This window comes from Radiobacillus sp. PE A8.2 (assembly GCF_045635475.1).
GTDB lineage: Bacteria > Bacillota > Bacilli > Bacillales > Amphibacillaceae > JBJGXI01.
Genome location: NZ_JBJGXI010000022.1, coordinates 1 through 26237, shown reverse-complemented (window position 1 = coordinate 26237; position 26237 = coordinate 1). Strand labels below are relative to the sequence as shown.

Genomic DNA, 26237 nt, shown 5'->3' with positions numbered 1-26237 from the left:
GTTACACTCCTAGAATTTCTATCAAATCACTCATTTGCTCTAGCATATAATCCGGCTTATATTTTTCCAGTGTTGCCTTTCCTTTAATCGACCATGCGACACCTGCTGTTTTCGTTCCAGCATTTTTTCCAGCCTCGATATCATGATAGTTGTCACCTACCATTAACGTCGTTGATGCTTGTGCATCTAATTGCTTAAGTGCTTTCATGATTGGCTCTGGGTGAGGCTTAGCATGTGTGACGTCTTCTAATCCGATGATTGTTTCAAACATATCTTCAATTCCCGTGAGCTTCATGCCTCGAAGTGCCGTTGATTTGACCTTTGTAGTTACAATACCAAGTTGAAATCCTGCTTGCTTTAACTTGGTTAACGTGTCCACTACAGTGGGATAGGCGAGAACATAACTGTCATGATTGGCCAGATTATGCTCCCGGTACGTATTTACCATCGTCTCCACTTGAAGCGGATCGACCAGTTTAAAGCTATCCACTAATGGTGGACCTATAAATTCAAGTATCTCTTTACGATCATATACCCGATCCGCATGCATCTGTAATGTGTGGGTAAATGATGCAATGATTAATTCGTTCGTGTCAATTAAGGTTCCATCTAGATCAAATAGAATCGTACGAATGCTCATGTAGTTGCTCCTTTCTCTGCTTTGACGCTTGATTCCAAATATGCGAAATGATTGCTGTTAAAAGTATTGCTGTGATTAACCTAATCACGAGTAACGGCCAGACCGGAATGCCAAGTGGAATAAATACGAGTGTATCCTCTACCACCGCATGGCAAGATACTAGAAAAATTAACGACAATAGCATGTCTCGTTTTGATACACCATCTTTTTCAACGGCTTGAATCATCATCCCAGCTCCATAAGCAAGACCAATCGTTAATCCGGCAACCAATGTCATGGATGCATTTCTTTGCATACCTAAGAAATTAGTAAATGGTGCAAACCAATCAGAAAGTTTTTGCATCCAACCTAATTCACGGAAGTACTGCATAAATATCATCAGTGGGATAACAATTAACGCAAGCTGGACTATACCCATAAAGGCAGTCTGCAGTCCTTGGCCGGCGATTTCCATCCAGTTCTCCGGTGTTGCCGTTTTAGAGATTAATCCATATTGGGCAAGTTCACTTCCGCCTTTCCAAAACAGGTTAATAACTACTGCGGCGACCACGGCAAGTGCAACCCGCACACCGACAACAATCCACCAGCGAATGCCAACTCTTGATGCGATCGATGATTCAATAATTAAGTTATGTGAAAAGGACAACATAATTGCCATAATAAAAACTTCTTTTACGGTAAAGTCGAAGGATACAATCGCTGCAATCCCAGCATATAAATTCAGTAGATTACCGATGACTAAGGGCACTGCTGCTTCTCCCGATAGACCAAACAAATTCATAAAAGGAGTTAGCACATCAATTAACCATGGAAGCAAAAACGTGTATTGTAATATTGTTACGATTAATGTAACAGGGAATATTACCTTACCTAATGTCCAAGTTAATTTAGCACCTTGTTTAAAACCGCGCTGCAAAATATCTATCAAGAGCGTTTCCCCCGTTTATACTTTTTTGCCGTCGTAATGTTTGTCTGCCAGTCCAGACACTTTACGATAAATCATTAAACCGATACATCCAACAACTAGTACAATAGATATCACTTGTGCAGTCCGTAGTTCTCCAACAATGTACAAACTATCTGTACGCATGCCTTCAATAAAATATCTACCGATAGAATATGCGATCGCATAGCTTAAGAACACAACACCACGTCTAGGATTGTACCTTCTTAATACGAGTAAGAATATTAGTACGAGAATATTCCAAAATGATTCATATAAAAATGTTGGATGATACATCGTTCCCCCGATACACATTTGATTCGTTATAAAGTCAGGTAAGTATTGCATAAAGTTATTATAATAAGCTTCCGAAACAGCGCGTCCGTGTGCTTCTTGGTTCATAAAGTTTCCCCAACGACCGATTGCTTGTCCAAGAATAAGACTTGGTGCTGCAATATCAGCAAGCTGCCAGAAAGATACTTTTCGCACGCGAGCAAAGATAATTGCTGTAATTACAGACCCGATTAGTGCCCCATGGATTGCAATTCCGCCTTCCCAAATTGCAAATACGTCCCACCATGGTCCGCCCACATAGTTTTCCCATTCAAAGACTACATAGTAAATTCGGGCAGAGATGATCGCGATTGGAATTGCAAATACAATTAAATCTACAAATAGATCTTTTTTTAATCCGAGTCGATCAGACTCTCGAGTAGCAAGCCATAATCCAAGAAATGCACCGGTAGCGATTATAACTCCATACCAATATACGGTGAAAAATCCTAAATGTAAAAATACATTATTTAAAGCTGGTTCACTACATGTCACAATTCTTTCCTCCCCAATTATATATCTAAATCAACGTCGCTTTTTTCTTGTTGTATCATGTTTGTTAATCGTTCTGAAAACTCTTCTGCTGCATTAACCCCCATCCGCTTTAATCGGAAATTAACGGCGGCAACTTCAATAATAACTGCTAAATTTCGTCCCGGTCTAACAGGGATCACTGCTTTCGGAACATCTACGTCGATAATTTTCAGCGTTTCTTCTTCTAATCCTAAGCGATCATACTGCTTCTTTTGATCCCAAAGTTCTAATTGAATGATAAACGATATTTTTTTATAAGAACGAACAGACCCAGCACCAAATAATGTCATCACATTAATAATACCTAGTCCTCTAATTTCCAATAAATGTTTGATTAAAGGTGGAGCATTACCAACTAATGTATCGTAGTCTTCTTGTCTAATTTCAACACTATCATCAGCGACAAGTCTATGGCCACGTTTTACTAATTCTAGAGCCGTCTCACTTTTACCAACGCCACTTTGTCCCGTAATTAGTACACCAATCCCGTAAACATCGACTAAAACCCCATGTAATGCTGTAAAAGGAGCGAATTTGGCTTCTAGAAAATTAGTTAGACGACTAATTACTCGCGTTGTTTTATACGGAGACCGCATTAACGGCACACCTGAATTAGTAGCAGCCTCGATCAGTTCTTCTGGTATATCGAGCCCACGTGTAATCACAATCCCTGGTGTTATATCCGTGCATAGTCTTGTTGCTCGATCACGTCTTTCCTCAGGCTTCAAATCGGAATAGTAAGAAAGCTCCGTCTTGCCTAACAACTGCAGTCTATCTTTCGGGTAATATTTGAAATACCCTGTCATTTCGATTCCAGGACGTGATATTTCACTCATAAATATTTCACGGTGAACACCATCATGCCCTGCAACAATTTCTAATTTGTATTCATCCAACAAATCCTGTGTTCGTACTTTAACCATATTTAATCCCTCCATCTTGCCTTACAGTCAAACCATCGCTCTTATTGTAGCATTTTTTTTCTTCCATTACATTACTATCCACATTTCTACGTAAAACTTACGGTTATCGAGTGCATTGTAGTAATTTTATTCTATGTAGAAGTGATAAGCTAGCCGCTTGACTTAGAAAAAATGCAGTACTTACTATGAACAACAAAACGCAGGTGCTTATGACCTGCGTTTCCATTGTACATTAGTCTTTTAACGAATCTTTAAAAAGACGATTTAGTATTAAGTTTATCAGTGAAAGAATGATCGCAGCAACAAAGGCAGTTCCAAACCCATTTATTTCAAATGCAGTTCCGATTAAGGATTGTGTAATCATTAATGTTAAAGCATTAATAACAAATAAAAATAGGCCTAAAGATATAATCGTAATTGGCAACGTCAATACAACTAGAATTGGTCGTACGATTGTATTAAGAATTGATAAAATCAAGCTTGCGAGTAGTGCGGTTCCGAAACCTTCTACAATAAATGAATCAAACAGCTGGGCCACAACAACAAGTGCCACAGCATTAAAAAGTAAGGATAGAAGCCATTTTTTAAGCATCAAAATCCTCCTTAGCACGGACCCAAATCGATCCAGTCTTTGCTTCTGCTTCCATAAACAATACATCTTCCTTGGCATTGTATGTTGTGAAATGCAATTGTCTTTGCAGCATTTCTTTTTTCTCTTCTATTACGTGATAGTTGTTTATGTCGCATTGAATGGAGCCGATGTTTGTTTTTAACTGTCCGTCAACTTCCAAGCTTTGAGGAACGGTTAACCGAATGCTACCTGTTGTTGTTTTAATAAACGCGGTTCGAGCATTATTTCCATGCCAATCACAATGGATACTGCCACTGACAGTTTGGGCATCAACCTTTTCAAATGCACCATTCAGCTTGACCGAACCGTTAATCGTTTCGGCTTCCAGTGTTTGACACTGTGCTTGCTTCACTTTTATTGAACCACTAGTTGTCTCTAATTCCAACTTGTCACCAATTACTTTTTCAACGTTTAACGCACCATTTTTAGTCTGTGTTTGTAGCTGTTTTATTTCTAACTCTTTTACATCTACAGCACCATTGAACAAGCGAACGCTAACTTTAGCATACTGTTGTCTAGGCACATGAATAGTAATATTCGTTTTGATTTGCTTTGATGGTATATAAAACCGCATAACCCCACCATCGATTTTTAACTCTGAGCCTTCAAGAAATGTTCGACGAGCTTCGTCTTGATTCTCAACCTGATACACTTTCGCTTTGCACGTAATTCTAATATCCTGTTCTGACCATGGTTGAATGTCTACATTACCATTTGAAACATCAATGTCAACGTCTTTTAAGTGAGCGGCATCATGATGAAAAATATGGGAAACATCAAAATACGTACCAAAATTAAAATCTAAATCTGCATGCTTTATTTTGTGAAAAGCTTCCTCGACAAATTGGAGAATGCTTGCTTTCTTTCCTGTGGAGGTAGATTTTTGCTTTTGATTGGATTGTTCATCCCAATTGACCTGCTTTGACAAAGTGGTAGCCTGCTCATCAGCTTGTTTCGCTTTTTCCAATGAGTCTAACAGCTCTTCCGCTTCCTCTGAACTTATTAAACCTTCTTCTATCATTTTTAATACTTTTTTTCGCTCATCATTCATTCAATCTCATCCTCACTATTGTGGAATGCTTACATGATATTTCTTAATCGTTTCACACAACTTCTGTTAAAACTTCCACGTATAGAACCGTTCGTCACCTAATCTTTCTTTTGCAATTGCCTCTAAATCTAATTGTTCAGTGCTCATCCCACCTAACACACCTTGTGCTTGTGATTTGTGAGCTAAGATTGCTTCCATCTTGTTCTTAAACACCTCTGAAATGTCAACAATCACATCAGGATCCCCTAAATTTTCAAGGTGGTCACGGCTAAAAGCTTGTGCCCACAGTTCTGGCCTCTTATCAGCATCGATGCGTCTTACCGCTTCAATCGCAGCCGCTCCAAAAGCATTATGGTCAGGATGTACTGCATATCCTGGATAATGCGTAATTACTAAGCTTGGTTTAATTTCTTCAAGAATACCCTTTAGTCGTGTAGCTACTTCATCTCTTGATTCAAATTCTAACGTTTTATCTCGATATCCGAGCATTTGTAAATCTATATCTAACACCTTGCATGCTTCTAGCAATTCTTGTTTTCTAATCTCGGGTAACGTTTCACGGTTCGCAAATGTTGGATTTCCCATATTTCTTCCCATTTCACCCAGAGTTCCACATAAATACGTAACCGGTACACCATCTTTTCTAAATTTGGCAATTGTTCCTGAAGCTCCAAATGCCTCGTCATCAGGATGGGGATAAATAACTACTACGTGTTTTTCCACTAGATTCACTTCTCCCTCATTAATAATTAAACGGCGTTTCACCGATCTGTAAAGCTACCATGAGACGTCCTTCACGATCGTGTCCCGCCATCAGAAGACGTCCCTGACCGTCCTTCTCCCAGACGGACAATCCTTCTGCATATACCCATCCAATTGCAAGTTTTAATCCAATTCGAAAGCTACTGTCTTCACCAACAATTTTGGAATGATTATACGTAATTTTTGCATTACGAATGAAGGCACCAACGTTATATGCTTTCTCATCATTGTGACTAGCATATGCGCCATTTGTCGTTTCTAAGTGTATATATACCTCTTTATCCTGTAAAAGATCTAATTCAGATTGTACGGTATTAATACTTATTGTTTCCATTACACAATCCCCCCTTCTTTCATGCTATTATGTTTACCTTACTCAAATTCAATAAAAGCGTCAAAGGATAAACAATTTAGAAAAACTAAATTTAAAGCCTTATGTGCATTTATTGCTGCGCAACTTTTTCTTTCTCTTCTATCAATGTCTTCATACGAGTACGATCTCTTTCTAAGATTGGTTTCAAATAAAATCCTGTATAAGACTGCGTTTGTTCGGCAACCTCTTCTGGCGTACCAGAAGCAATGATCTGCCCACCTTTATCTCCACCCTCTGGTCCGAGGTCAATAATATGATCAGCCGCTTTAATCACATCAAGATTGTGCTCAATAATTAACACCGTATCGCCGTTTTCTACAAGACGTTGGAGGACGACTAAAAGTCTGGCTATATCGTCAACATGCAAGCCGGTCGTCGGTTCGTCAAGGATGTAAAGCGTTTTGCCATTCGACCTGCGATGCAGTTCGCTTGCCAATTTCACACGTTGTGCTTCCCCACCAGAAAGCGTCGTTGCTGGTTGACCCAAACGTACGTAGCCCAGTCCGACATCAAAGATCGTTTGCAGCTTCCTTCTAATCTTCGGAATGTTAGCGAAAAAGTCCAGCGACTCTTCAATCGTCATCTCTAAAACTTCGGCAATATTTTTACCTTTATATTTAATATCTAGCGTTTCTCGGTTATATCGTTTTCCATGACATACTTCACACGGGACATAAACATCCGGTAAAAAGTGCATCTCTATTTTAATGATACCATCACCACGGCAAGCTTCACAGCGTCCACCCTTGACATTAAAACTAAATCTGCCTTTCTTATAACCTCTAACTTTAGCTTCATTCGTTTGTGCAAACACATCACGAATATCATCAAATACACCTGTGTACGTTGCTGGATTAGAACGAGGTGTTCTTCCAATTGGTGATTGATCAATGTCAATCACCTTATCAAGATGGTCTGCACCTTTAATTCGCTTATGTTTCCCTGGCTTTTGTTTGCCACGATGAAGTTTCATAGATAAACTCTTATGCAAAATTTCATTAATTAACGTGCTTTTTCCGGAGCCTGATACACCGGTAACCGTTGTAAACAGTCCAATTGGAATTTGGGCGCTAACTTTTTTAAGATTGTTTTCTTCTGCACCAATGATTTCGATTTGTCTGCCGTCAGCTTGGCGTCGCTGTTTCGGAAGCGGGATAAATTTCTCTCCAGATAAGTATTTTCCAGTTAGTGATTTTTTGTCCTTCATAACACTTTTAGGTGTACCGCTTGCTACGATTTTCCCACCGTGTTCTCCTGCACCAGGACCAATATCAATTAACCAATCAGCTGCTAACATCGTATCTTCATCATGCTCGACAACGATCAGGGTGTTGCCTAAATCTCGCATCCGTTGCAACGTGGAAATTAAGCGATCATTGTCCCGCTGATGTAAACCTATGGAAGGCTCATCAAGTACATATAATACGCCGGTCAAGGCCGAACCAATTTGCGTTGCTAACCGAATGCGTTGTGCTTCCCCACCAGACAAAGTTCCTGCCGCACGGGATAACGTTAAATAATCTAATCCAACATTGATTAGAAATGTTAATCGATCTTCAATTTCTTTCAATATCATGCGGGCAATTTGCGTTTCCTTCTCTGTTAATGTAAGGGAAGCGAATAGTTGTTTGGCGTCTGTGACGGCCATCTCGGTTACTTTCCCTACGTGTAAACCATTGATTAGTACCGATAAGGCTTCTTCCTTCAGCCTATATCCTTTACACTTTGGACAATGCTTCTGTGCCATATATTTTTCCATCTGTTCACGGATAAAATCAGAGGATGTTTCTTTATAACGACGTGCAATATTTGCTACGACGCCTTCAAAAAGAATTTCATTTTCCCGTATTGCACCGAAATCATTTTCATAACGGAAGAAAATTCGTTCCTTACCACTTCCGTATAAAATTTTATCTAACTGATCCTTAGGAATTTCTTGGATTGGGATTGACTGATCAATTCCATAATGCGTACAGACACTTTTGAGCATTTGTGGATAATAATTGGAACTCGTAGGCTCCCATGCAGCTATTGCACCATCTTTAAGTGACAAGCTCCAATCTGGGATAACTAAATCCAAATCCACCTCTAATTGCGTTCCTAATCCATCACACCTGCCGCATGCACCATATGGACTGTTAAAGGAAAACAATCTTGGCTCTAATTCGCCAATTGAAAATCCACAAATCGGACAAGCATGATGTTCACTAAATAACAGCTCCTCTTCACCGATAACGTCGACAATTGCTTTTCCTTCACCTAAACGTAATGCTGTTTCCAACGAATCTGTTAGTCTTGTCGCAATACTATCTTTCACAACGATTCGATCAATGACTACCTCGATCGAGTGCTTTTTATTTTTCTCAAGTTCTATATCTTCGGATACCTCACGCATTTCTCCGTCGACCCGAATTCTAATATACCCTTCTTGCTTTAAATTTTCTAAAACTTTGACATGTTCCCCTTTTTTGCCGGAGATAACAGGAGCCAAAACTTGTAGTTTTGTTTTTTCTGGATAACCTAAGATTCTGTCTACCATCTGCTGGACGGTTTGTGATGAAATTTCTACACCGTGCTTCGGACAAGTTGGACGCCCGATTCTCGCAAACAACAAACGCAAATAGTCATACACTTCTGTAACTGTTCCTACTGTTGATCGTGGGTTTTTGCTCGTCGTTTTTTGATCGATGGAAATGGCCGGTGATAGACCCTCAATCGCGTCAACATCAGGTTTATCCATTTGACCAAGAAATTGTCTCGCATAAGCAGAAAGAGATTCCACATAACGTCGCTGGCCTTCTGCATAAATCGTATCAAAGGCCAAAGATGATTTACCTGAACCAGATAAACCTGTTAGTACAACGAGCTTATCTTTTGGGATTTCCACATCAATGTTTTTTAGATTGTGGGCACGTGCCCCTTTAACTGCTATTACTTTGTTAGCCATGTAGGATCATCCTTCCGCTTTTAATTCCAAAATAACATCACGCAATTCTGCTGCCTTCTCGAAGTTCAAATCGCGAGCAGCTTGCTTCATTTCTTGTTCCATTTGTTCGATTAACTTGTCTTTTTCTTTTCGAGACAATTTTGCATGCTTGCTTGTTGTTGTTTGATACGCATCCGTTTCTTCTGCTGCTACCGTCGCACGAATCACGTCACGTACTTCTTTCTTAATCGTTTGCGGTGTGATGCCATGATCTTCATTATATTGCTGCTGGATCGCACGACGACGATATGTTTCATCGATTGCTTTTTTCATCGAGTCGGTTACTTTATCGGCATACATAATAACTCTTCCGTTTTCGTTTCTCGCTGCTCTTCCCATTGTCTGGATCAGGGAACGTTCTGAACGTAAGAAGCCTTCTTTATCAGCATCTAAAATCGTTACTAATGAAACCTCTGGAATATCAAGACCTTCCCTCAACAAGTTAATCCCGATTAACACATCGTATTTACCGACACGCAGATCACGAATGATTTCAATTCGTTCTAACGTTTTGATTTCGGAATGGAGGTAAGCAACCTTAATCCCAATCTCTTTCAAATAATCGGTTAAATCCTCCGACATTCTTTTCGTAAGTGTGGTCACTAGTACACGTTCATTTTTTGCTGTTCGCTCGTTTATTTCTGCAATTAAATCATCAATCTGTCCATCAATTGGACGAATAGATACCTCTGGGTCTAATAAACCTGTCGGTCGGATGATTTGTTCCGTCATATACGGTGTATGCTCAAGCTCGTATGGGCCCGGAGTGGCAGAAACATAAATCATTTGTTTCGCCTTTGTTTCAAACTCTGGAAATGTTAACGGTCTGTTATCCATTGCCGATGGTAGGCGAAAGCCATGATCCACTAGTACTTGTTTACGCGCTTGGTCACCATTAAACATGCCGCGTACCTGAGGCAAGCTCACATGTGACTCATCAATAACAATCATAAAGTCTTCTGGAAAGTAGTCTAGCAACGTATAAGGCGTCGAACCTGGCTCTCTAAAGGCAAGGTGTCTTGAATAGTTTTCTATCCCAGAACAAAAACCCATCTCACGCATCATTTCCAAATCATAATTCGTCCGTTGCTCAAGTCGTTGCGCTTCTAACAACTTATCGTTATCACGCAGTTCCTTTAAACGGTCCTTTAATTCTTTTTCAATATTTTCAATTGCAACCTTCAATGTTTCTTCTCTGGTTACGAAGTGGGAAGCTGGAAAGATCGCAATATGTTCACGATCACCAATAATTTCACCAGTTAAAGCATCAACTTCTCTAATCCGGTCAATTTCATCCCCAAAAAACTCCACACGAACACAATGCTCCTCGCGCGAAGCAGGAATAATCTCAACAGAATCACCACGAACACGAAAGGTCCCCCGATGGAAATCAATATCGTTCCTTGCATATTGCACATCTACCAGATCACGCAGCAACTGATCGCGATCCTTTTCCATACCTACACGAATTGAAACCACTTGACTACCATATTCTTCCGGTGAACCTAAACCGTAAATACAGGAAACGCTAGCAACGATGATGACATCACGCCGTTCAAATAACGAAGACGTTGCTGAATGTCGTAGCTTATCGATTTCATCATTAATGCTCGCATCTTTTTCTATAAATGTGTCCGATGACGGTACATATGCTTCTGGCTGATAATAATCATAGTAGCTGACGAAATACTCCACAGCATTATTTGGGAAAAAGTCCTTAAATTCACTATAAAGCTGTCCAGCAAGTGTTTTATTATGTGCAATTACTAAGGTTGGCTTTTTTACTTCTTTTATAATGTTCGAGACGGTGAATGTCTTTCCGGTACCCGTCGCACCTAGCAAGGTCTGGTGCCGCTTACCTTCATTAATCCCTTTTACCATTTCCTCGATTGCTTTCGGTTGATCGCCTTGCGGACTATAATTCGAAACTAACTCAAACTCATTAATCACAAAACTACCTCCGTATCTTTGTTTCTATATGTCTTACCATTGATTTATTTTGAATACTACAGTATTCCCATTAAACTGAATTGGAACACTGAAAACGTATCGACTATTTTCTATACCCATTATACTACACAAATAAAAAAACGAACAAACATTCGACTGTTTTTTCAGAAGAAGTTGTCCTTTTCTTACCTTATCATGTTTGTCTGCATTTTTTTAGAAATATGTCCTACCGCCTTTTTTTGTAAAACAGAACTGAAGTTAACTTTCACTTTACATTCATGAGAAGAATAGGTAAACGGCTGTCGCTACTAAGATGAATCTGAATGAAGGGGCTGTATGGAAACGATTGGTATTTGCTAGTAAAAACTGTCGTATGTGGGTGGGTTTCGGCAGTTTTGGGTTACCTTACCTGAGATATCTGTCGCATGTGGGTGGGTTTCGACAGTTTTGGATTACCTTAGCTGAGATATCTGTCGCATGTGAGTGGGTTTTGACAGTTTAATCAGATAGACATGCCCATTTTGCCGGAGATTCCGGTTATGATAATTTGCCGGCCATCAACTCATTGCCAACCTTGTCCACTCATGTTGCATCAACTATAAAAGCGCCCTTCCTAAACGAAAAGGCGCTTTTGATTATTCTGCGTAGCTTTGATCGTATTGATTTACTTCAAACAAATCAATTAGTTCAACTTTTGGATGTTTATCTTGGAACCAACGTAATGCGAAATCATTTTTAAACAAAACGACGAATTGGTCTTCTCGATCTTTTACGAGCATGCTTCGCTCATCAAAGATTGAAGAGTCAATTTTATCCGTTTGTAGCCAACGCGGAATTCTTTCGCCTACTGATTCAAGCATAACTTCAACATTATATTCATTTTTCATACGATATTGGAACACTTCAAACTGTAATTCACCAACCGCTCCAATGATAAAAGATTCGGTACGATGTCCTTTATAAAGCTGGATTGCCCCTTCTTGTACAAGCTGCTCCAATCCTTTTCTAAACTGTTTAGCTTTCATCACGTTTTTAGCAGTTACCTTTTTAAATAATTCCGGTGGGAACTGTGGCAACTCATCATACGTATACGATTCTTTACCTTCCAAGATCGTATCACCGATTCGATAAATATTCGGGTCATATATTCCGATAATGTCTCCAGCGTAGGCTTCCTCAATCGTTTCTCGCGCTGAGGCAACAAACTGCTGTGACTGTGATAGCTTGATTGGTTTATCCGTTCTAGCCAATTTAACTGTCATTCCACGTTGGAATTTTCCAGAGCATACGCGGATAAAAGCTACTCGATCACGGTGTGCAGGATTCATGTTCGCTTGTATTTTAAAAATAAACCCTGAAAAATCCGGATTATCCGGGCTAACTAACCCTTCCGTAGACCTTCTTGCAGTTGGAGATGGTGCCATCGAAATAAACGTGTCAAAAAAGGTTTGCACACCAAACGGAGCCAGTGCACTACCGAAGAATACCGGTGTTTGCTCGCCGCGTAAAATAGCATCGATTGAATATTGGTCACCAGCTTCGTCCAATAGCGATAGTTCATCCTCTGTTTCTTGATAAGTCGCCTGTGAGACTAGCTCCTGATTTTCGGGTTTATCTAATTCTGAATACGGAATATACGTCTCAGCTTCATTACCGTTAAATTTAACAAACTGTTTGTTGTATCGATCAAAAATACCTAAAAATCGTTTGCCCATTCCAACCGGCCAGTTCATTGGATATGTTTCGATATTAAGTACCTGCTCGATTTCCTCTAAAAGATCTAATGGTTCTCTACCTTCGCGGTCTAGCTTGTTAATAAAGGTGAAGATTGGAATACCGCGCATCCGACATACTTTAAATAGCTTTATCGTTTGTGCCTCAATCCCTTTAGTTGCATCAATAATCATGACAACACTGTCAACAGCCGTTAACGTCCGGTACGTATCTTCACTAAAATCTTCGTGTCCAGGAGTATCCAATATATTTACTTGGTAATCCTTATATGGGAAATTCATTACACTAGATGTAACAGAAATCCCACGTTGTTTTTCGATTTCCATCCAGTCTGATGTTGCAAATTTTCCTGATTTTTTACCTTTAACCGTACCCGCGGATCGGATCAAGTTTCCGAACAATAATAATTTTTCTGTTAATGTTGTTTTCCCCGCATCTGGGTGTGAAATGATTGCAAATGTTTTACGTCTATTTACTTGTTCATGTAAGCTCATCAAAAAATCCCTTCCATTCTATTCCTTCTGTAAAAATATATGATCATCAATACTATATGATTTCAATTTAGCAAAGGGATTTACATTTCAATAATTCTCCTTTAATTCTGCACTTTACACACCATCAAAACATAGCATGGACGTAAATAAAAAGTCAACTCACATTTCAGAAACAAAATCCCTAAGCATATGCTTAGGAATTTATTTTCTTACGAGATAATCTTCTTTCGCAAATATAATACCTAGTTCATGATGTTCTCCCTGATACATTGCTCGCTGGGCAAATCGTATTTCACCACGATCATCTCTGACCTCTAGCTTACAAAAAGCACTATTTATCTGTAATGCCTTGTAAAACTCAGGCTCCGTTCTTACCAGCTGACCATTTACTTTCTCAAGCCGTTCTCCGATAAGTAAACCTAGACGCTCTGCAGGTGAACCTTGAATCACACCTAAGATAATTAAGCCTTTGGGATCCGGTGTATATGACGGTTGTTTTTGCTGTTCTGCTGTTCGCAAGCGTATGGAAATAATGATTCTAACTACTAGTACAACAGCTATTGTTGCGATTGCAACATAAGGGATATATATGCTAACTACACCTAAACCAACCGTTGACATGCCCAAAATTAAGATCGACTGTGATAACCTATGTGTGAGCTTTAATGGTATAGTCCCACGAGCAACCATATCAAAACCGATTAAGAACGGTATTAGGACAAGTCCATAATTTTCGGCATTAATAGTAAAGACCGGCCACCAACTTGCGAATGGTTCGATATCTCCAATAGGAATAACCGTAAAAAAAGGGATCAGAGCAATCCGTTTAATTCGATGTTGTGCCACCCATCTACCACGACCACTTTTCATTAACTCTGGAAAAGTATCGTTTCGTTTCACTCGTAACAGTAATAATGCTTCAGTAATTAACAATATACCTAAAATAATTGCATAACCACTTACATTAACCTGATCAAATGGTACAAGCCAACTACTAGGCAAAAAATTACTCATTAAAGGTAAAAGCAGCAAAATAATCACACTAATCCCAATAGAATAAGCAGGAGACAGCATCGTGAATTTTCTCGTTAATGAAAGTAACAGTAAAGCTATAAATAATAAGAGTAGCAATTGATATTGAAGAACGATCCCAATGCTAATCGCAACAATTGATATGAATAAACCACTTAGTAAAGAGGTCGTCCACATGTTCCGCCATTCAGAAAAAACATTAAAAATCTTTGTCCCAAAATACTTTCGTTCCTGTTTAATACGTGCTAAAGAGGCTAAAAACGTAATAATAAGAAACCAATATAATAGTGGATTAATAAATAGTCTGCCTAGTCCTTTTAATACTTCTATTAACCATACCTCCATAGCGATTTTTCTCCTCCCCAAGTACAGTCCATTACCCTATTCTAATCATTCGATAATTTGTATCTTTTCTCCTGCCAACAGCCTAAATGAATTAATATTATATAACTTCATTATACCAATTAATCATCTTGATTACGGTGAAAATAACTTAGTAGTTTTTCAAATGTTGTTTTCGAAATAGTTGTTGTTATTGCGTAGAAGAAGTAAACTTCGTCGTAACGTAGTGCTCGTGATTTCCGCTCCAGGCAGTCGCTTTCCGGAGCGGTACAAGCACTCTCCAAATTACGACGCATACTAGCTAAATTACGAACTGTAAAAACAACAAAGCCTTCCGAAAAATACGCTCAATAAAAATAAATCCGCGAGAAGTACCTCGCGAATTTATTTATGACGTCATTTAAATAAAACCTCTAATGCTTTTGCTTTTTGATTATCATGCTCGCCACTTCTTATTTGTTCAATAATATTAACTTCTAACTTTTCGGCAGTTTCCACGTCAACTTCTCCTGTAACCGGTAATTCATTCGCTTTCTGAAAAGCTTCTACCGCTTGGGTTGTTGATTCACTAAAGTAGCCATCTTCTCGCTCGGGATCATATCCTAATCCTTTTAGAATGATTTGAACATTTTTTATTTTATCACTACTTTGATTATACGCTAACGAATCCTGTTCTTCATTAAATTGAATCGGATTCGTGTAATAATATTCGGGCTGTTCTACTTGTATGGTTGGTTCTACACCTTTTTCATGTATCCAATTGCCGTCAGGAGACAACCATTTAAAGCGAGTCAATTTAATCGTGCTGCCATCACCCATTGGTTTTGTTTGTTGCACTGTTCCTTTTCCAAAGCTAGTCGTACCAACAACTTCATAATCTCCCGCTTCTTTCATTGAAACTGCTAAAATCTCAGAGGCGGAGGCACTTCCTTCATTTATTAACACACTAATTGGATAGTCTTTTTTATTCTCTAATTCAGAGAAATACCGAGACTTTTCTCCATCTCTATCCTCAATTTGTAGATAAGGTGTATCTTTTGTGATAAACAGTTTCAATATATCTTGTACTACCGGCAATAAACCCCCGGGGTTACCACGAACATCGATTACTAAGCCGGCAATCCCCTGTTCTTCTAATTTATTTAATTCTTCTTGAAAACGTTGAGCCGTTTGTTCTGAAAAAGATGTAATTTCAATGATACCAGCTTTTTTACCGTCAACTGTAGTGGTTTCCGAATATACGGTTTCGACCGGAATATCGTCCCTTACAAGTTCCACCGTTATTGATTCCTCTACACCAGGACGTTGAACCTCAAGACTAACTTTCGTCCCTTGTTCCCCCCTAATTTTGGAGACCGCCTCATATAAGTCCAGACCTGTTAGTGTTTCATTATCTACTTTCAAAATTTGATCGTTAGGCATTAAGCCGGCAGCTTCTGCAGGTGAATCCTTTATCGGTGCGATTATCGTCAGCTTACCTTCTACCATACTTACTTCAGCACCAATACCCTCAAAAGAAGACTCAATTTGATGCGTGAATTCTTCGACGGTTTCTTTATCCATATATACGCTATATGGATCATCCAATGAATCGAGCATACCTTGAATGGCACCTTCGATTAACTTATTGTCGTCGATTTTTTGTACATATTGGTCCTGAATTAACTGGTACGCTTGAGAGATTTTACTTAATTCATCCACACTTTGCATATTATCGATTAGCTCTTGTTGTTTTTCCGTCGTCAATCCATTTTCATTCTGTTGAGTTTGGTCTTGATTTGTTATTTGCTTCGGATCGTCTAGCCCTGCTAACTGTATTCCAACAAAGGAACCTATAGCACCAAGCAGTAAAGCCGCGATCATAATTAGGACTATATGGACTTTTTGTAGCTTCAACTTTATTCACCTCAATCATTTGATTCACCTTGTTGTGTACGTGTCTATGTATGGCACAAAAAGACACCACAACTTTTCGTGCGATGTCTTTTTCTATTCTAGTTTATGCCACACTTGTCCATTTCATGTCAAATAATATTAATATAGATAGGATCTTGGATTAACCGTATTACTAGAACCATATCCACCTTTATGAATTTCAAAATGTAAGTGTTGACCAGTAGAATTACCAGTATTACCCATAACCCCTATTTGTTGGCCTCTTGTTACTGTTTGTCCATAAGACACATTTAAGCTTCTCATATGAGCATAAACCGTTGTGTACTGTTGTCCATTTATATAATGTGTAATCATCACAAAGTTCCCAAATGACCACCATCCAGATGAACGGTTGTAATGTCTAGCCATGGACACAACACCATCTTCTGCCGCATAGATAGGAACCGTGCCACCAGCAGCAATATCCATGCCCTTGTGGAAATCACCCCAACGATTACCATATTCAGAACTAACATACGTTGCACCTGCTGGCCATCCGAACAGTCCACCACTACTTGGAGGTGTTGATGGTGTTGATGGTGTAGTTGGCGTAGTTGGTACACTTGATTCATCACTTTGATTATCTTGATTTTTCTCCGCTGCTAATTGTGCTAATCGTTCTCTTTCTGCTTTTTCTGCTGCTAATCGCTCTTCCTCTTGTTTTTTCTTATTTTGTGCTTGCTGAATAGCTTTTTCCAAAGCTACTTTTTCATTTGCTAAAACTTCTTGTTCCATTTCTAATGTTACGTTATATTCTTCTAATTGATGTTCCTTTTCTTCTAATTGAGACATCAATTGTTGCCTATTTGCAACTTGTGTATCAAGAGAAGATTTAATCGTTACTAATTCGCTTTGTTGATTTTCTAAAGCTAGCTTCGTTTCTTCTAATTCAGCTTGCTTTACTTCTAACGAATTCTGTTTCGTTTCTAGGTCCGCTTTTTCTTGATTATTTGTTTCGATAATACTTTTGTCTTGATCCATAATTTTTGTTACTGCCGTCACCCGATTTAGAAAATCACCAAAGCTTTTAGAGCCCATTAACACTTGAAAATAACTTATGTCCCCTCCGGTTTGTTGTAAATTACGGAGTCTGTTTTTCAATAGTTCTTCGCGTTTAGCAATTCGTTCTTCTAAGTTGGCAATTTCAGTCATCAATTGAGTTATTTCATCATTAGTAGTTGTAATTTCTGCTGTAGTTTCATCAATCTCTTGTTGTTTTTCCTGCAGCTTTGCTTGTGTATCTGCTAATTCATTGCTGATCTTCTGGATTTCTTCCGTCACTTTTTGCTGTTGTACAAGGTTTTCTTGAAGCTGTTTATCGGTATCGCTTTTTTTGTCATTTATACTATTATAGTTACTTTCAATATTATTCTTTTCTTCTTTCAATTCGTCTATTTGGTTCGTTATTTCATTAACTCCCTCAGCAGCCACTCGGTCAGCACTAGGTAGTAGTGTCGCTAATAGGATAATAATTATACCACTATAAGTAAATACGTTCTTCATTCGCATCCGTGCTCCTTCCCTCTGCCAATTCTATTTATCTATCAATCGAGTCAATTTCATAATTACCTTACATTGCTATTCATATCCACATATAGTTCGGAAACGGGGTAATCAAACTTTATGTGGATATCAATAGTTTAAAAATCAGTATTATGAATTTGACTGAATCTATTTATCTAAACTTTCAAGAACTTACGTACACTCATAACACTTCCCCAAATCCCTATCACAGTTCCAATCCCAATAATTAGTAAAGACAATTGCCATGCAAATGGATTGAATGGTAATATTTGAATGAAGCTATATTGCCTTAAAAGCTCTACATTAATATCAAGATAACGATATCCACTTACAAGAATAATAATTGGAATAATACTGCCTAGTAATCCAAGCAACATTCCTTCTACAAAGAATGGCCATCGAATAAAGTTGTTCGTTGCACCTACCAATTTCATAATTCTTATTTCTCTGCTTCTTGCAACAATCGTAATTTTTATAGTATTAGAAATTAAGAATACAGCTGTTAATATGAGACCAGCAATTAGAGCAAGTCCTACATTTCTAGCGTAGTTATTAAAAGTAAATAACTTCTGTGCCGTGTCTTCTCCATATACTATATCTTCCACATTCGCTAGAGTCTCTACGTTTCTAGCAACTACTGCTGTATCTTCTGGATTTGTCGCTTTAATGATATAAGCATGATTTAAAGGGTTGTCTTGTTCATATAACTCCCAAGTCTTACCTTCATCGCCTAATTCTTCAATCAAAGCGTTTAACTCCTGATCTTTTGTCGAAAAAGTAATCGATGCGACCTCTGGTATACGTTCAATCTCTGTTTTTAGTTCCTCTATTTGTTGCTCATTTGCCGTCAAATCGATAAGTGCCTTTACCGAAACATCTTCTTCTAATGTGTTAGCAATTTGGTTTAGATTTAAGATTAAAGCTAGGAATGTTCCAACTAAAAGCAAGGTAGTCGTTACTGCTCCAATAGATGCAAGGGTCATCCAGCCATTTCGAATTATATTTTTTGCACCTTCACGAAAGTGTCTATTTATAGTTCTAATTTTCATAACCGTAGTCACCTCTATGCTCGTCTCGTACGATTTGTCCGCCTTCAATAGCGATAACGCGCTTTTTAATCGTATTAACGATCTCTTTGCTGTGTGTAGCCATGATTATGGTTGTTCCTTTAGCATTTATCTCTTCTAGTATCCTCATAATCTCCCAAGACGTTTCAGGATCAAGATTACCTGTAGGCTCGTCCGCTATTAAAAGCTTCGGACGGTTTACAATAGCTCTTGCAACTGCCACACGTTGTTGCTCACCGCCGGACAATTCATCTGGAATAAAACGAGCCTTGTTTTTTAATCCAACTAGATCTAATGCATCCATCGCTCTGCGTCGGACGTTTCTTGGTATTTCTTCGATTACTTCTAATGCATAGGCAACATTTTCATAGACAGTTAATTTGGGGAGAAGTTTAAAATCTTGGAAAACAATACCAATATCACGACGTAGATAAGGTACTTGCTTCCACTTCATTGTTTGTAGCGATTTATTATCAAAATGGATCGTTCCTTTAGAAGATTTTTCTTCACGATATATCAATTTTATAAATGTAGATTTTCCAGCCCCACTCGGGCCTACCACATAGACAAATTCACCCTTCTCTATGGTAACATCAATGCCGTTTAAAGCCAAAACACCATTTGGATACGTCTTATATACTTCTTTCATCTCTATCATATAATTATCACCTTTATAGTAGAATGTCTTTCAACTCATAGCTGCGTTACTTATTAAGGTTCTATTAGGTTGCAAGTTCTGTCGAAATAAGAAATCTGTTTCATTATAACATCAAATTCGGATTTTTTTGGGTACAAAAATATTACAATTATATTTCAAAGGTTGTAAATTTTTTAAAAAGCGTGCTTAATGTTGTAAAGACAGTGAATTCTGTCTTCTAACGACTAAAATAATTTTCGTAAAGTTTGTCTTTTTAATTGAAATTAAATCCGGTGTTGTAGCAAAATATGCAATATCAGCGGTGTGTGGTGAGTGGCTTTGAAGCTGATGAGATCAATTCAAACAATACCAATTTGGTCACAGATAAAGGCAGTGGTCAATGACTCCATCGTCCTGTGGCAATTGCCTCTGATCCGGTTTAGAAAATGACTAACTGTAAAAAAATACGTCACTCTTGTGGGAAACGAACTGTCTAGCATCCATTACGAGCAACCTTTCCCAAAGGTAACCCTGAAGCGTTTCCTTCTGTTAACGCAGATTAAATCGTTTAATCAAATCTATCTCCTTTTACCCAATAACATCAATCTTTTAGAAAACTACCAAGCAAAAAACTGGTTATGTACAACCAGTTTAATAATCTGTCACATATATTTAGGACGTTTTAAAGCCTTCTCCTAACACTTCAGTTGCATTCATCGCAACAACAAACGCTTTCGGATCAATCGTTTTAACAATTTTAGTCACTTTACTGAATTCCCGTTGCGATACTACACACATAAGGATCTGCCTTTCTTCATCTGTATATCCACCAGTCCCCCGCAATACAGTAACTCCTCGATCGACATCGGCCAATAACACTTGTCTAATTTGTGTCACTTGATTAGTAATGATTAGTACGTTTTTAGAAGTGTTTAAGCCAACCTGTACAAAATCAATTGTTCTACTTGTGATAAATAAAGCGATGAGTGCATATAGCCCTTGCTCCACAGAAAATACAAAGGTAGCGGTTAGGACAATCAATCCATCAAATAAAGCAACACAGATACCAAGAGGAAGTGGAATGTATTTATGCAAAATTTGTGCTGCTAAATCAATTCCACCAGTAGAGGCCTTGCCTCTAAACACGATACCAAGTCCGATTCCTACACCCATTCCTCCAAATATAGCTCCGAGTAGAGGGTCAGGTGTTGCTGTTTGCAAACCACTTGTTAATTCAACGAAGAAAGGTAGAATAAAAGTACCAAGCAATGATTTTAAACCAAAATTTTTACCGAGTATAATGACTCCTGCAATAAATAAGGGAATATTTAGTGCACCTTGTACGATCGACGGTTGCCACTCGAAAAGTGCATATAAAATCGTACTAATGCCCATCACGCCTCCAGAAGCAATATCATGCGGAAGTAAAAACACGTTGAAAGCGATCGCCACAAAAAATGAACCGATGATGACGAGACTATAGTCAATTATATTTGTTAGTAACGGCGGAATTGGTTGCCGTCTATATTTTGCAATCATAAAAACACCTCAAGCCATAGTATTTGAAGGCTGTTCAAATCTATCCACAGCCTTAAGCAGTATAACATGAGGGTATAGGCATGTAAACGTTGATTTATCAATCTTTCGCGCTTTACCGCGGTAGCTTGATAGCGTGTGAAATTAATACAAAAAAAGAGCATCGTCTATAGGTTAGACGTGCTCTCTGATCATTTATTTCATTGTCGCTCGAAGATAAGCATCTATAAATGGATCCAATTCACCATCCATCACAGCTTGTGTGTTACCGACCTCATAGTTCGTACGATGGTCCTTAACCATCGAGTACGGGTGGAAAACATAAGAACGAATTTGACTGCCCCAACCGATCTCTTTTTGCTCTCCACGAATGTCATTAAGCTCTTGCTGCTGTCTTTCAATTTCTAATTGATACAATTTGGCTTTTAGCATTTTCATTGCTGTCTCTCGGTTCTTGATTTGCGAACGCTCCGACTGACACGTAACTACCGTATTAGACGGAAGGTGTGTAATACGAACAGCAGAATCTGTCGTGTTAATGTGCTGTCCACCCGCTCCACTTGCCCGGTACGTATCAACCTTAATATCTTCTGTTCTTACTTCAATATCAATATCATCATCTAGTTCAGGCATCACTTCGCAAGAAACAAATGATGTATGCCTTCTTCCTGATGAGTCAAATGGCGATATTCTAACGAGCCTGTGCACGCCTTTTTCTGCCTTTAAGAAACCGTAGGCATTATGACCTTTGATTAGTAGCGTAACACTTTTAACTCCAGCTTCATCACCTGGCAAATAGTTGATTGTCTCAACTTTAAATTGCTTCGAATCAGCCCAACGTGTATACATGCGCAGGAGCATACTTGCCCAATCCTGTGACTCTGTTCCACCCGCACCCGGATGCAATTCGAGAATCGCGTTATTTTTATCGTAAGGTTCACTTAATAACAGTTGTAACTCGAACTTGTTTAGCGCAGCTGTAAGCTCAATCGCTTGTTCTTCTAATTCATTACGTAAATCTTGATCGTTTTCTTCTTTAACAAGCTCATAGGATACCTCTAGATTTTCATGGTCCTCTTCATGACGTTCAAACGTATGGACCATTTCCTTTAATCCATTCACCTCATTGATGACCTTTTGTGCGTTTTGTTGATCATCCCAAAAGCTCGGGTCTGTCATTTCTTCTTCTAATTCAGCAATTCGAGCTCGCTTTGCTTCTAAGTCAAAGAGACCCCCTAAAGTCAGTTAATCGTTTCGCCATTTTATCTAGTTCTTGTCTAATTTCTACTAATTCCATCCTGAGCACCTCATTAAACAGATATAATTTTACTACAACGGAAAGCACTTCCTAACTAGGAGGAAGTGCCAAAATTGCTGTCATTTAGTTGATCTTATGCACCATGACATTGCTTGTATTTCTTACCGCTACCACAAGGGCATGGATCATTCCTGCCCACATCTTCACTTTTAACAAAAGGTTGACGTGTTTTTTTCTTCTCCTGATCACCAGAAACAGCTTTCGCATCCTTTGCTACCTCTTGACGTTGCAAGTTCTCGCGGATTTGAGCCTTCATTACATATCTGGCCACTTCGTCATTTATAGCAAGAATCATTTGCTCAAACATAGCGAAGCCTTCCATTTGGTACTCGCGAAGCGGATCATTTTGTCCGTATGCACGAAGATGAATACCTTGACGTAATTGGTCCATTTGGTCTATATGATCCATCCATTTCGTGTCAACAGAACGAAGCAAAATAACCTTTTCAAATTCACGCATTTGTTCTGAGGTTAATTCCTCTTCTTTCTTATCGTAACGGTGCTTTATCTTCTGCATGATCAGGTCAACCATTTCTTCTGGATCTTTGTTTTTCAGATCCTCTAATGAGATGTCCTCTTGTTCTAAAAGGTTAGCATGCAGATATTCGATAATCGCTGAAAGATTCCAATCTTCTTCTAAATCTTCTTGTGTATGGGATTGTACCAAGCCCTCAACAGAAGATAAGATCATTTGTTCAATAATCTCACGCAAGTTCTCTGAATCAATAACCTCAAAACGCTGTTTATAAATAATTTCACGCTGTTGACGCAACACATCATCGTAAGAAAGTATCGTTTTACGAGCATCAAAGTTATTTCCTTCCACTCGTTTTTGTGCGGATTCTACCGCACGTGATACCATCTTACTTTCAATAGGTTGTGAATCATCCATCCCGAGTCTTTCCATCATCGCTTTCATGTTGTCAGACCCAAAACGACGCATTAATTCATCTTCCATAGATAAGTAGAATTGTGTAACACCTGGATCTCCTTGACGACCTGAACGACCACGAAGCTGATTATCAATACGACGAGATTCGTGACGCTCTGTACCAATAACAGCAAGTCCACCAAGTTCTTTTACACCTTCTCCAAGCTTAATATCCGTTCCACGACCGGCCATATTTGTTGCAATTGTTACAGATCCCTTTTGACCAGCACCTTCAATAATCTCTGCTTCACGGTAGTGGTTCTTAGCATTTAATACATTATGCTTTACACCAACACGCTTTAATAGCTTGGAAATAACCTCTGAAGTCTCTACAGCTACAGTACCAACAAGTACTGGTTGACCAAGCTCATAGCGCTCTTTAATGTCATCTACTGCTGCACGAAATTTTCCTTCGATTGATTTGAAAATCAAATCTGCTTTGTCATCACGTACAATCGGTTGATTTGTCGGAATCGCAATAACATCCATATTATATATATTACGGAATTCCTCTTCCTCTGTTTTCGCTGTCCCAGTCATACCGGAAAGCTTGCCATACATACGGAACAGGTTTTGGAAAGTAATCGATGCTAATGTCATGCTTTCATTTTGAATTTGCAAGCCTTCTTTAGCTTCAATTGCTTGGTGAAGACCATCACTATAACGTCGACCTTTCATTAAACGACCAGTAAATTGGTCAACGATGACAACTTCGCCTTCTTCAACAACGTAATCAGTATCACGGTGCATAGAGGCATGAGCCTTTAACGCCTGATTTATATGATGTGTTAATGTTACATTATTAAGGTCATATAAATTTTCGATACCGAAGAAACGTTCTGCTTTATTAATACCTTCTTCAGCAAGCTGTACACCTTTAGTTTTCACGTCATACGTGTAATCTTCTTCATTCTTCAGTGTCCGAACAAATGCATTAGCTTGCATATATAAATTAGCTGATTTTCTTGCTGAGCCCGAGATAATTAATGGCGTTCTCGCTTCATCAATTAAAATTGAGTCGACCTCATCAATAATCGCATAATTTAATGGCCGTTGAACCATCTGCTCTTTATATAAAACCATATTATCGCGTAAGTAATCAAAACCAAATTCATTGTTTGTTCCATAAGTAATGTCGGCATAATACGCTGCACGTTTCTCTTCTTTCGACATGCCATTGCCATTCAATCCAACTGTAAGGCCAAGGTATTCAAACAGCTTGCCCATTTCTTTCGCATCACGGTCAGCTAAATATTCGTTCACCGTAATAATATGCACACCTTTGCCTGACAAAGCATTTAAATAAGCAGGCATACTGGATGCCAATGTTTTACCTTCCCCTGTTTTCATCTCAGCAATGTTACCTTCATGAAGCACGATAGCTCCAGTAAGCTGAACAGGAAACGGACGCATACCTAGTACTCTTTTTGCGCCTTCTCTTACTACTGCATATGCTTCGACCATTAAATCATCCAGTTGTTCTCCATCTTGATACCGTTGTTTAAATACTGCTGTTTTCGCTCTTAATTCATCGTCTGATAGTTTCTCGATTTCCGGTTCCAGCGCTTCTATTTCATCAACGATCTTTTGTAGACGATTTAATTGGCGTTGGTTACCATCCCCAAGTACTTTCTTTAGCAATCCACGCATGTTAAAACGCTCCTCTATATTCATGCTCCATTTTGATACATTCTTTTCAGAGGTTGTTAAAAAAGGTGCCAAATGATTAGCGGCGAACTCTAGAGTTGGTTCATCTTTCCGGTTATGGAAAAGCAAATCACTTTTCCTTACCTCATGTAGGAAAAGCCTACACTGCGGTCGCGGGGACTTTCACCGCCTCGACCTTCTTGCTGCTATTTCGTCACCTTTTTGAACAAACACTTTCAGTAAAGACGTATGCATGAACTAATAATTTCTTGATAATATTTCTTACAATAGATTCAATTTCATCACTGTGCTATGAAGCAAGTCACAACAACATAAAGCTAGGACTTATAGTGAAAAAAATAGTATGAAATTAATTATAAACTATCATTTTCTAGCTAAAAGCATAACCCAAATTTAATAATAACACTTGCCCTTGGCAAACACAAGAATCCTGAAGGAATGCAGATACACACTAAAAATGAGTAGCTCGGGGATAAGCTACTCATTTGGGTGGGGTACTAGCGAAGAACTGGAGGGTTCCTGTATTGGAACATGTTTTGGAAGAGATTCTGAATGAAGTTTTGTTTTAGCTTCCACATCCGCATATTTACTTGATAAATCTGCTACTTTCTTATTTGTTACAGCAATTATTTCGACTAATTGAGAGATCGTTCGCTCTTGTTGCTTTAACTTTCTAACAATATCGTAATCAGAACAAGTATGTATGCTCATAACATCTTACTTCCTCCTTTGATCTAGTATCTTATTTATAACATAGAACCAAAGACCAATCGAATTGGTACTATTGAAAAACTAGTTCTATAAATTGCTAAGTTATGGTGATTTGTGTAAACAATTTATAAAAACAGACACATAATTAATGGCAATTTTTCTATTTTATATGTTTTTTAAAA

21 protein-coding genes are annotated in these 26237 nt (G+C 38.6%); all 21 read right to left on the bottom strand.

All coding sequences use genetic code 11. The features are described from left to right. Nucleotide 1: 1 nt before the first annotated feature. Nucleotides 2–640, bottom strand: coding sequence for a pyrophosphatase PpaX (gene ppaX / locus ACI6MV_RS12905; RefSeq protein WP_407270717.1), 639 nt, complete (start codon nt 638–640; stop codon nt 2–4). After that, entirely contained in the window at nt 615–1568 is a 954-nt protein-coding gene (locus ACI6MV_RS12900) for a nucleoside recognition domain-containing protein (RefSeq protein WP_407270716.1), read from the bottom strand. The genes ppaX and ACI6MV_RS12900 overlap by 26 nt, the downstream gene beginning before the upstream one ends. A gap of 15 nt (nt 1569–1583) precedes the next feature. After that, nucleotides 1584–2411, bottom strand: a complete 828-nt coding sequence (lgt, locus tag ACI6MV_RS12895) for a prolipoprotein diacylglyceryl transferase (protein WP_407270715.1) — start codon at nt 2409–2411, stop codon at nt 1584–1586. Between the two features lie 17 nt (nt 2412–2428). Then, a complete protein-coding gene (gene hprK, locus ACI6MV_RS12890; RefSeq protein ID WP_407270714.1) occupies nt 2429–3373 on the bottom strand; it encodes an HPr(Ser) kinase/phosphatase in 945 nt (314 codons plus the stop codon). A 232-nt stretch (nt 3374–3605) separates the two neighbouring features. Then, nucleotides 3606–3965: a phage holin family protein gene (locus ACI6MV_RS12885; RefSeq protein ID WP_407270713.1), complete on the bottom strand. Its 360-nt coding sequence runs from the start codon at nt 3963–3965 to the stop codon at nt 3606–3608. Then, the gene (locus tag ACI6MV_RS12880) at nt 3958–5055 is read right to left on the bottom strand and encodes a DUF4097 family beta strand repeat-containing protein (RefSeq protein ID WP_407270712.1); all 1098 of its coding nucleotides are present in this window, start codon (nt 5053–5055) and stop codon (nt 3958–3960) included. The genes ACI6MV_RS12885 and ACI6MV_RS12880 overlap by 8 nt, the downstream gene beginning before the upstream one ends. A 66-nt stretch (nt 5056–5121) precedes the next feature. Continuing rightward, nucleotides 5122–5778: a bacillithiol biosynthesis deacetylase BshB2 gene (gene bshB2 / locus ACI6MV_RS12875; RefSeq protein WP_407270775.1), complete on the bottom strand. Its 657-nt coding sequence runs from the start codon at nt 5776–5778 to the stop codon at nt 5122–5124. A gap of 19 nt (nt 5779–5797) precedes the next feature. After that, on the bottom strand, nt 5798–6151 hold the full coding sequence (locus ACI6MV_RS12870; RefSeq protein ID WP_407270711.1) for a YojF family protein: 354 nt from the start codon (nt 6149–6151) through the stop codon (nt 5798–5800). Between the two features lie 109 nt (nt 6152–6260). Then, nucleotides 6261–9137 carry an excinuclease ABC subunit UvrA gene (uvrA, locus tag ACI6MV_RS12865; RefSeq protein WP_407270710.1) on the bottom strand — a complete coding sequence of 959 codons (2877 nt, stop codon included), beginning with the start codon at nt 9135–9137 and terminating at the stop codon, nt 6261–6263. Between the two features lie 6 nt (nt 9138–9143). Beyond that, nucleotides 9144–11126: an excinuclease ABC subunit UvrB gene (gene uvrB, locus ACI6MV_RS12860; protein ID WP_407270709.1), complete on the bottom strand. Its 1983-nt coding sequence runs from the start codon at nt 11124–11126 to the stop codon at nt 9144–9146. A gap of 635 nt (nt 11127–11761) precedes the next feature. Beyond that, complete coding sequence (locus ACI6MV_RS12855) at nt 11762–13354, bottom strand: peptide chain release factor 3 (protein ID WP_407270708.1); 1593 nt, start codon at nt 13352–13354, stop codon at nt 11762–11764. A gap of 201 nt (nt 13355–13555) precedes the next feature. Beyond that, entirely contained in the window at nt 13556–14731 is a 1176-nt protein-coding gene (locus ACI6MV_RS12850) for a PDZ domain-containing protein (RefSeq protein WP_407270707.1), read from the bottom strand. Nucleotides 14732–14850: 119 nt separating this feature from the next. Continuing rightward, nucleotides 14851–15024 (bottom strand): hypothetical protein, encoded by a 174-nt coding sequence (locus ACI6MV_RS12845; protein ID WP_407270706.1) that lies wholly within the window; start codon nt 15022–15024, stop codon nt 14851–14853. A 100-nt stretch (nt 15025–15124) separates the two neighbouring features. Beyond that, nucleotides 15125–16624 carry a S41 family peptidase gene (locus tag ACI6MV_RS12840; RefSeq protein ID WP_407270705.1) on the bottom strand — a complete coding sequence of 500 codons (1500 nt, stop codon included), beginning with the start codon at nt 16622–16624 and terminating at the stop codon, nt 15125–15127. Between the two features lie 138 nt (nt 16625–16762). Further along, nucleotides 16763–18166, bottom strand: a complete 1404-nt coding sequence (locus ACI6MV_RS12835; protein ID WP_407270704.1) for a murein hydrolase activator EnvC family protein — start codon at nt 18164–18166, stop codon at nt 16763–16765. A 176-nt stretch (nt 18167–18342) separates the two neighbouring features. After that, nucleotides 18343–19236: a permease-like cell division protein FtsX gene (ftsX, locus tag ACI6MV_RS12830; protein WP_407270703.1), complete on the bottom strand. Its 894-nt coding sequence runs from the start codon at nt 19234–19236 to the stop codon at nt 18343–18345. Beyond that, a complete protein-coding gene (ftsE, locus tag ACI6MV_RS12825) occupies nt 19226–19912 on the bottom strand; it encodes a cell division ATP-binding protein FtsE (protein ID WP_407270702.1) in 687 nt (228 codons plus the stop codon). The genes ftsX and ftsE overlap by 11 nt, the downstream gene beginning before the upstream one ends. A 651-nt stretch (nt 19913–20563) precedes the next feature. Then, a complete protein-coding gene (locus ACI6MV_RS12820) occupies nt 20564–21430 on the bottom strand; it encodes a YitT family protein (protein ID WP_407270701.1) in 867 nt (288 codons plus the stop codon). Between the two features lie 192 nt (nt 21431–21622). Continuing rightward, nucleotides 21623–22724, bottom strand: a protein-coding gene (gene prfB, locus ACI6MV_RS12815) for a peptide chain release factor 2 (RefSeq protein ID WP_407270700.1) whose coding sequence is annotated in 2 segments (ribosomal slippage) — nt 21623–22651 and nt 22653–22724 — 1101 coding nt in all. Because the reading frame shifts where the segments join, the coding sequence is not laid out codon by codon here. Nucleotides 22725–22818: 94 nt separating this feature from the next. Next, nucleotides 22819–25326 (bottom strand): preprotein translocase subunit SecA, encoded by a 2508-nt coding sequence (gene secA, locus ACI6MV_RS12810; protein WP_407270699.1) that lies wholly within the window; start codon nt 25324–25326, stop codon nt 22819–22821. A gap of 495 nt (nt 25327–25821) precedes the next feature. Beyond that, nucleotides 25822–26055 carry a hypothetical protein gene (locus ACI6MV_RS12805; RefSeq protein ID WP_407270698.1) on the bottom strand — a complete coding sequence of 78 codons (234 nt, stop codon included), beginning with the start codon at nt 26053–26055 and terminating at the stop codon, nt 25822–25824. Between the last annotated feature and the right edge of the window lie 182 nt (nt 26056–26237).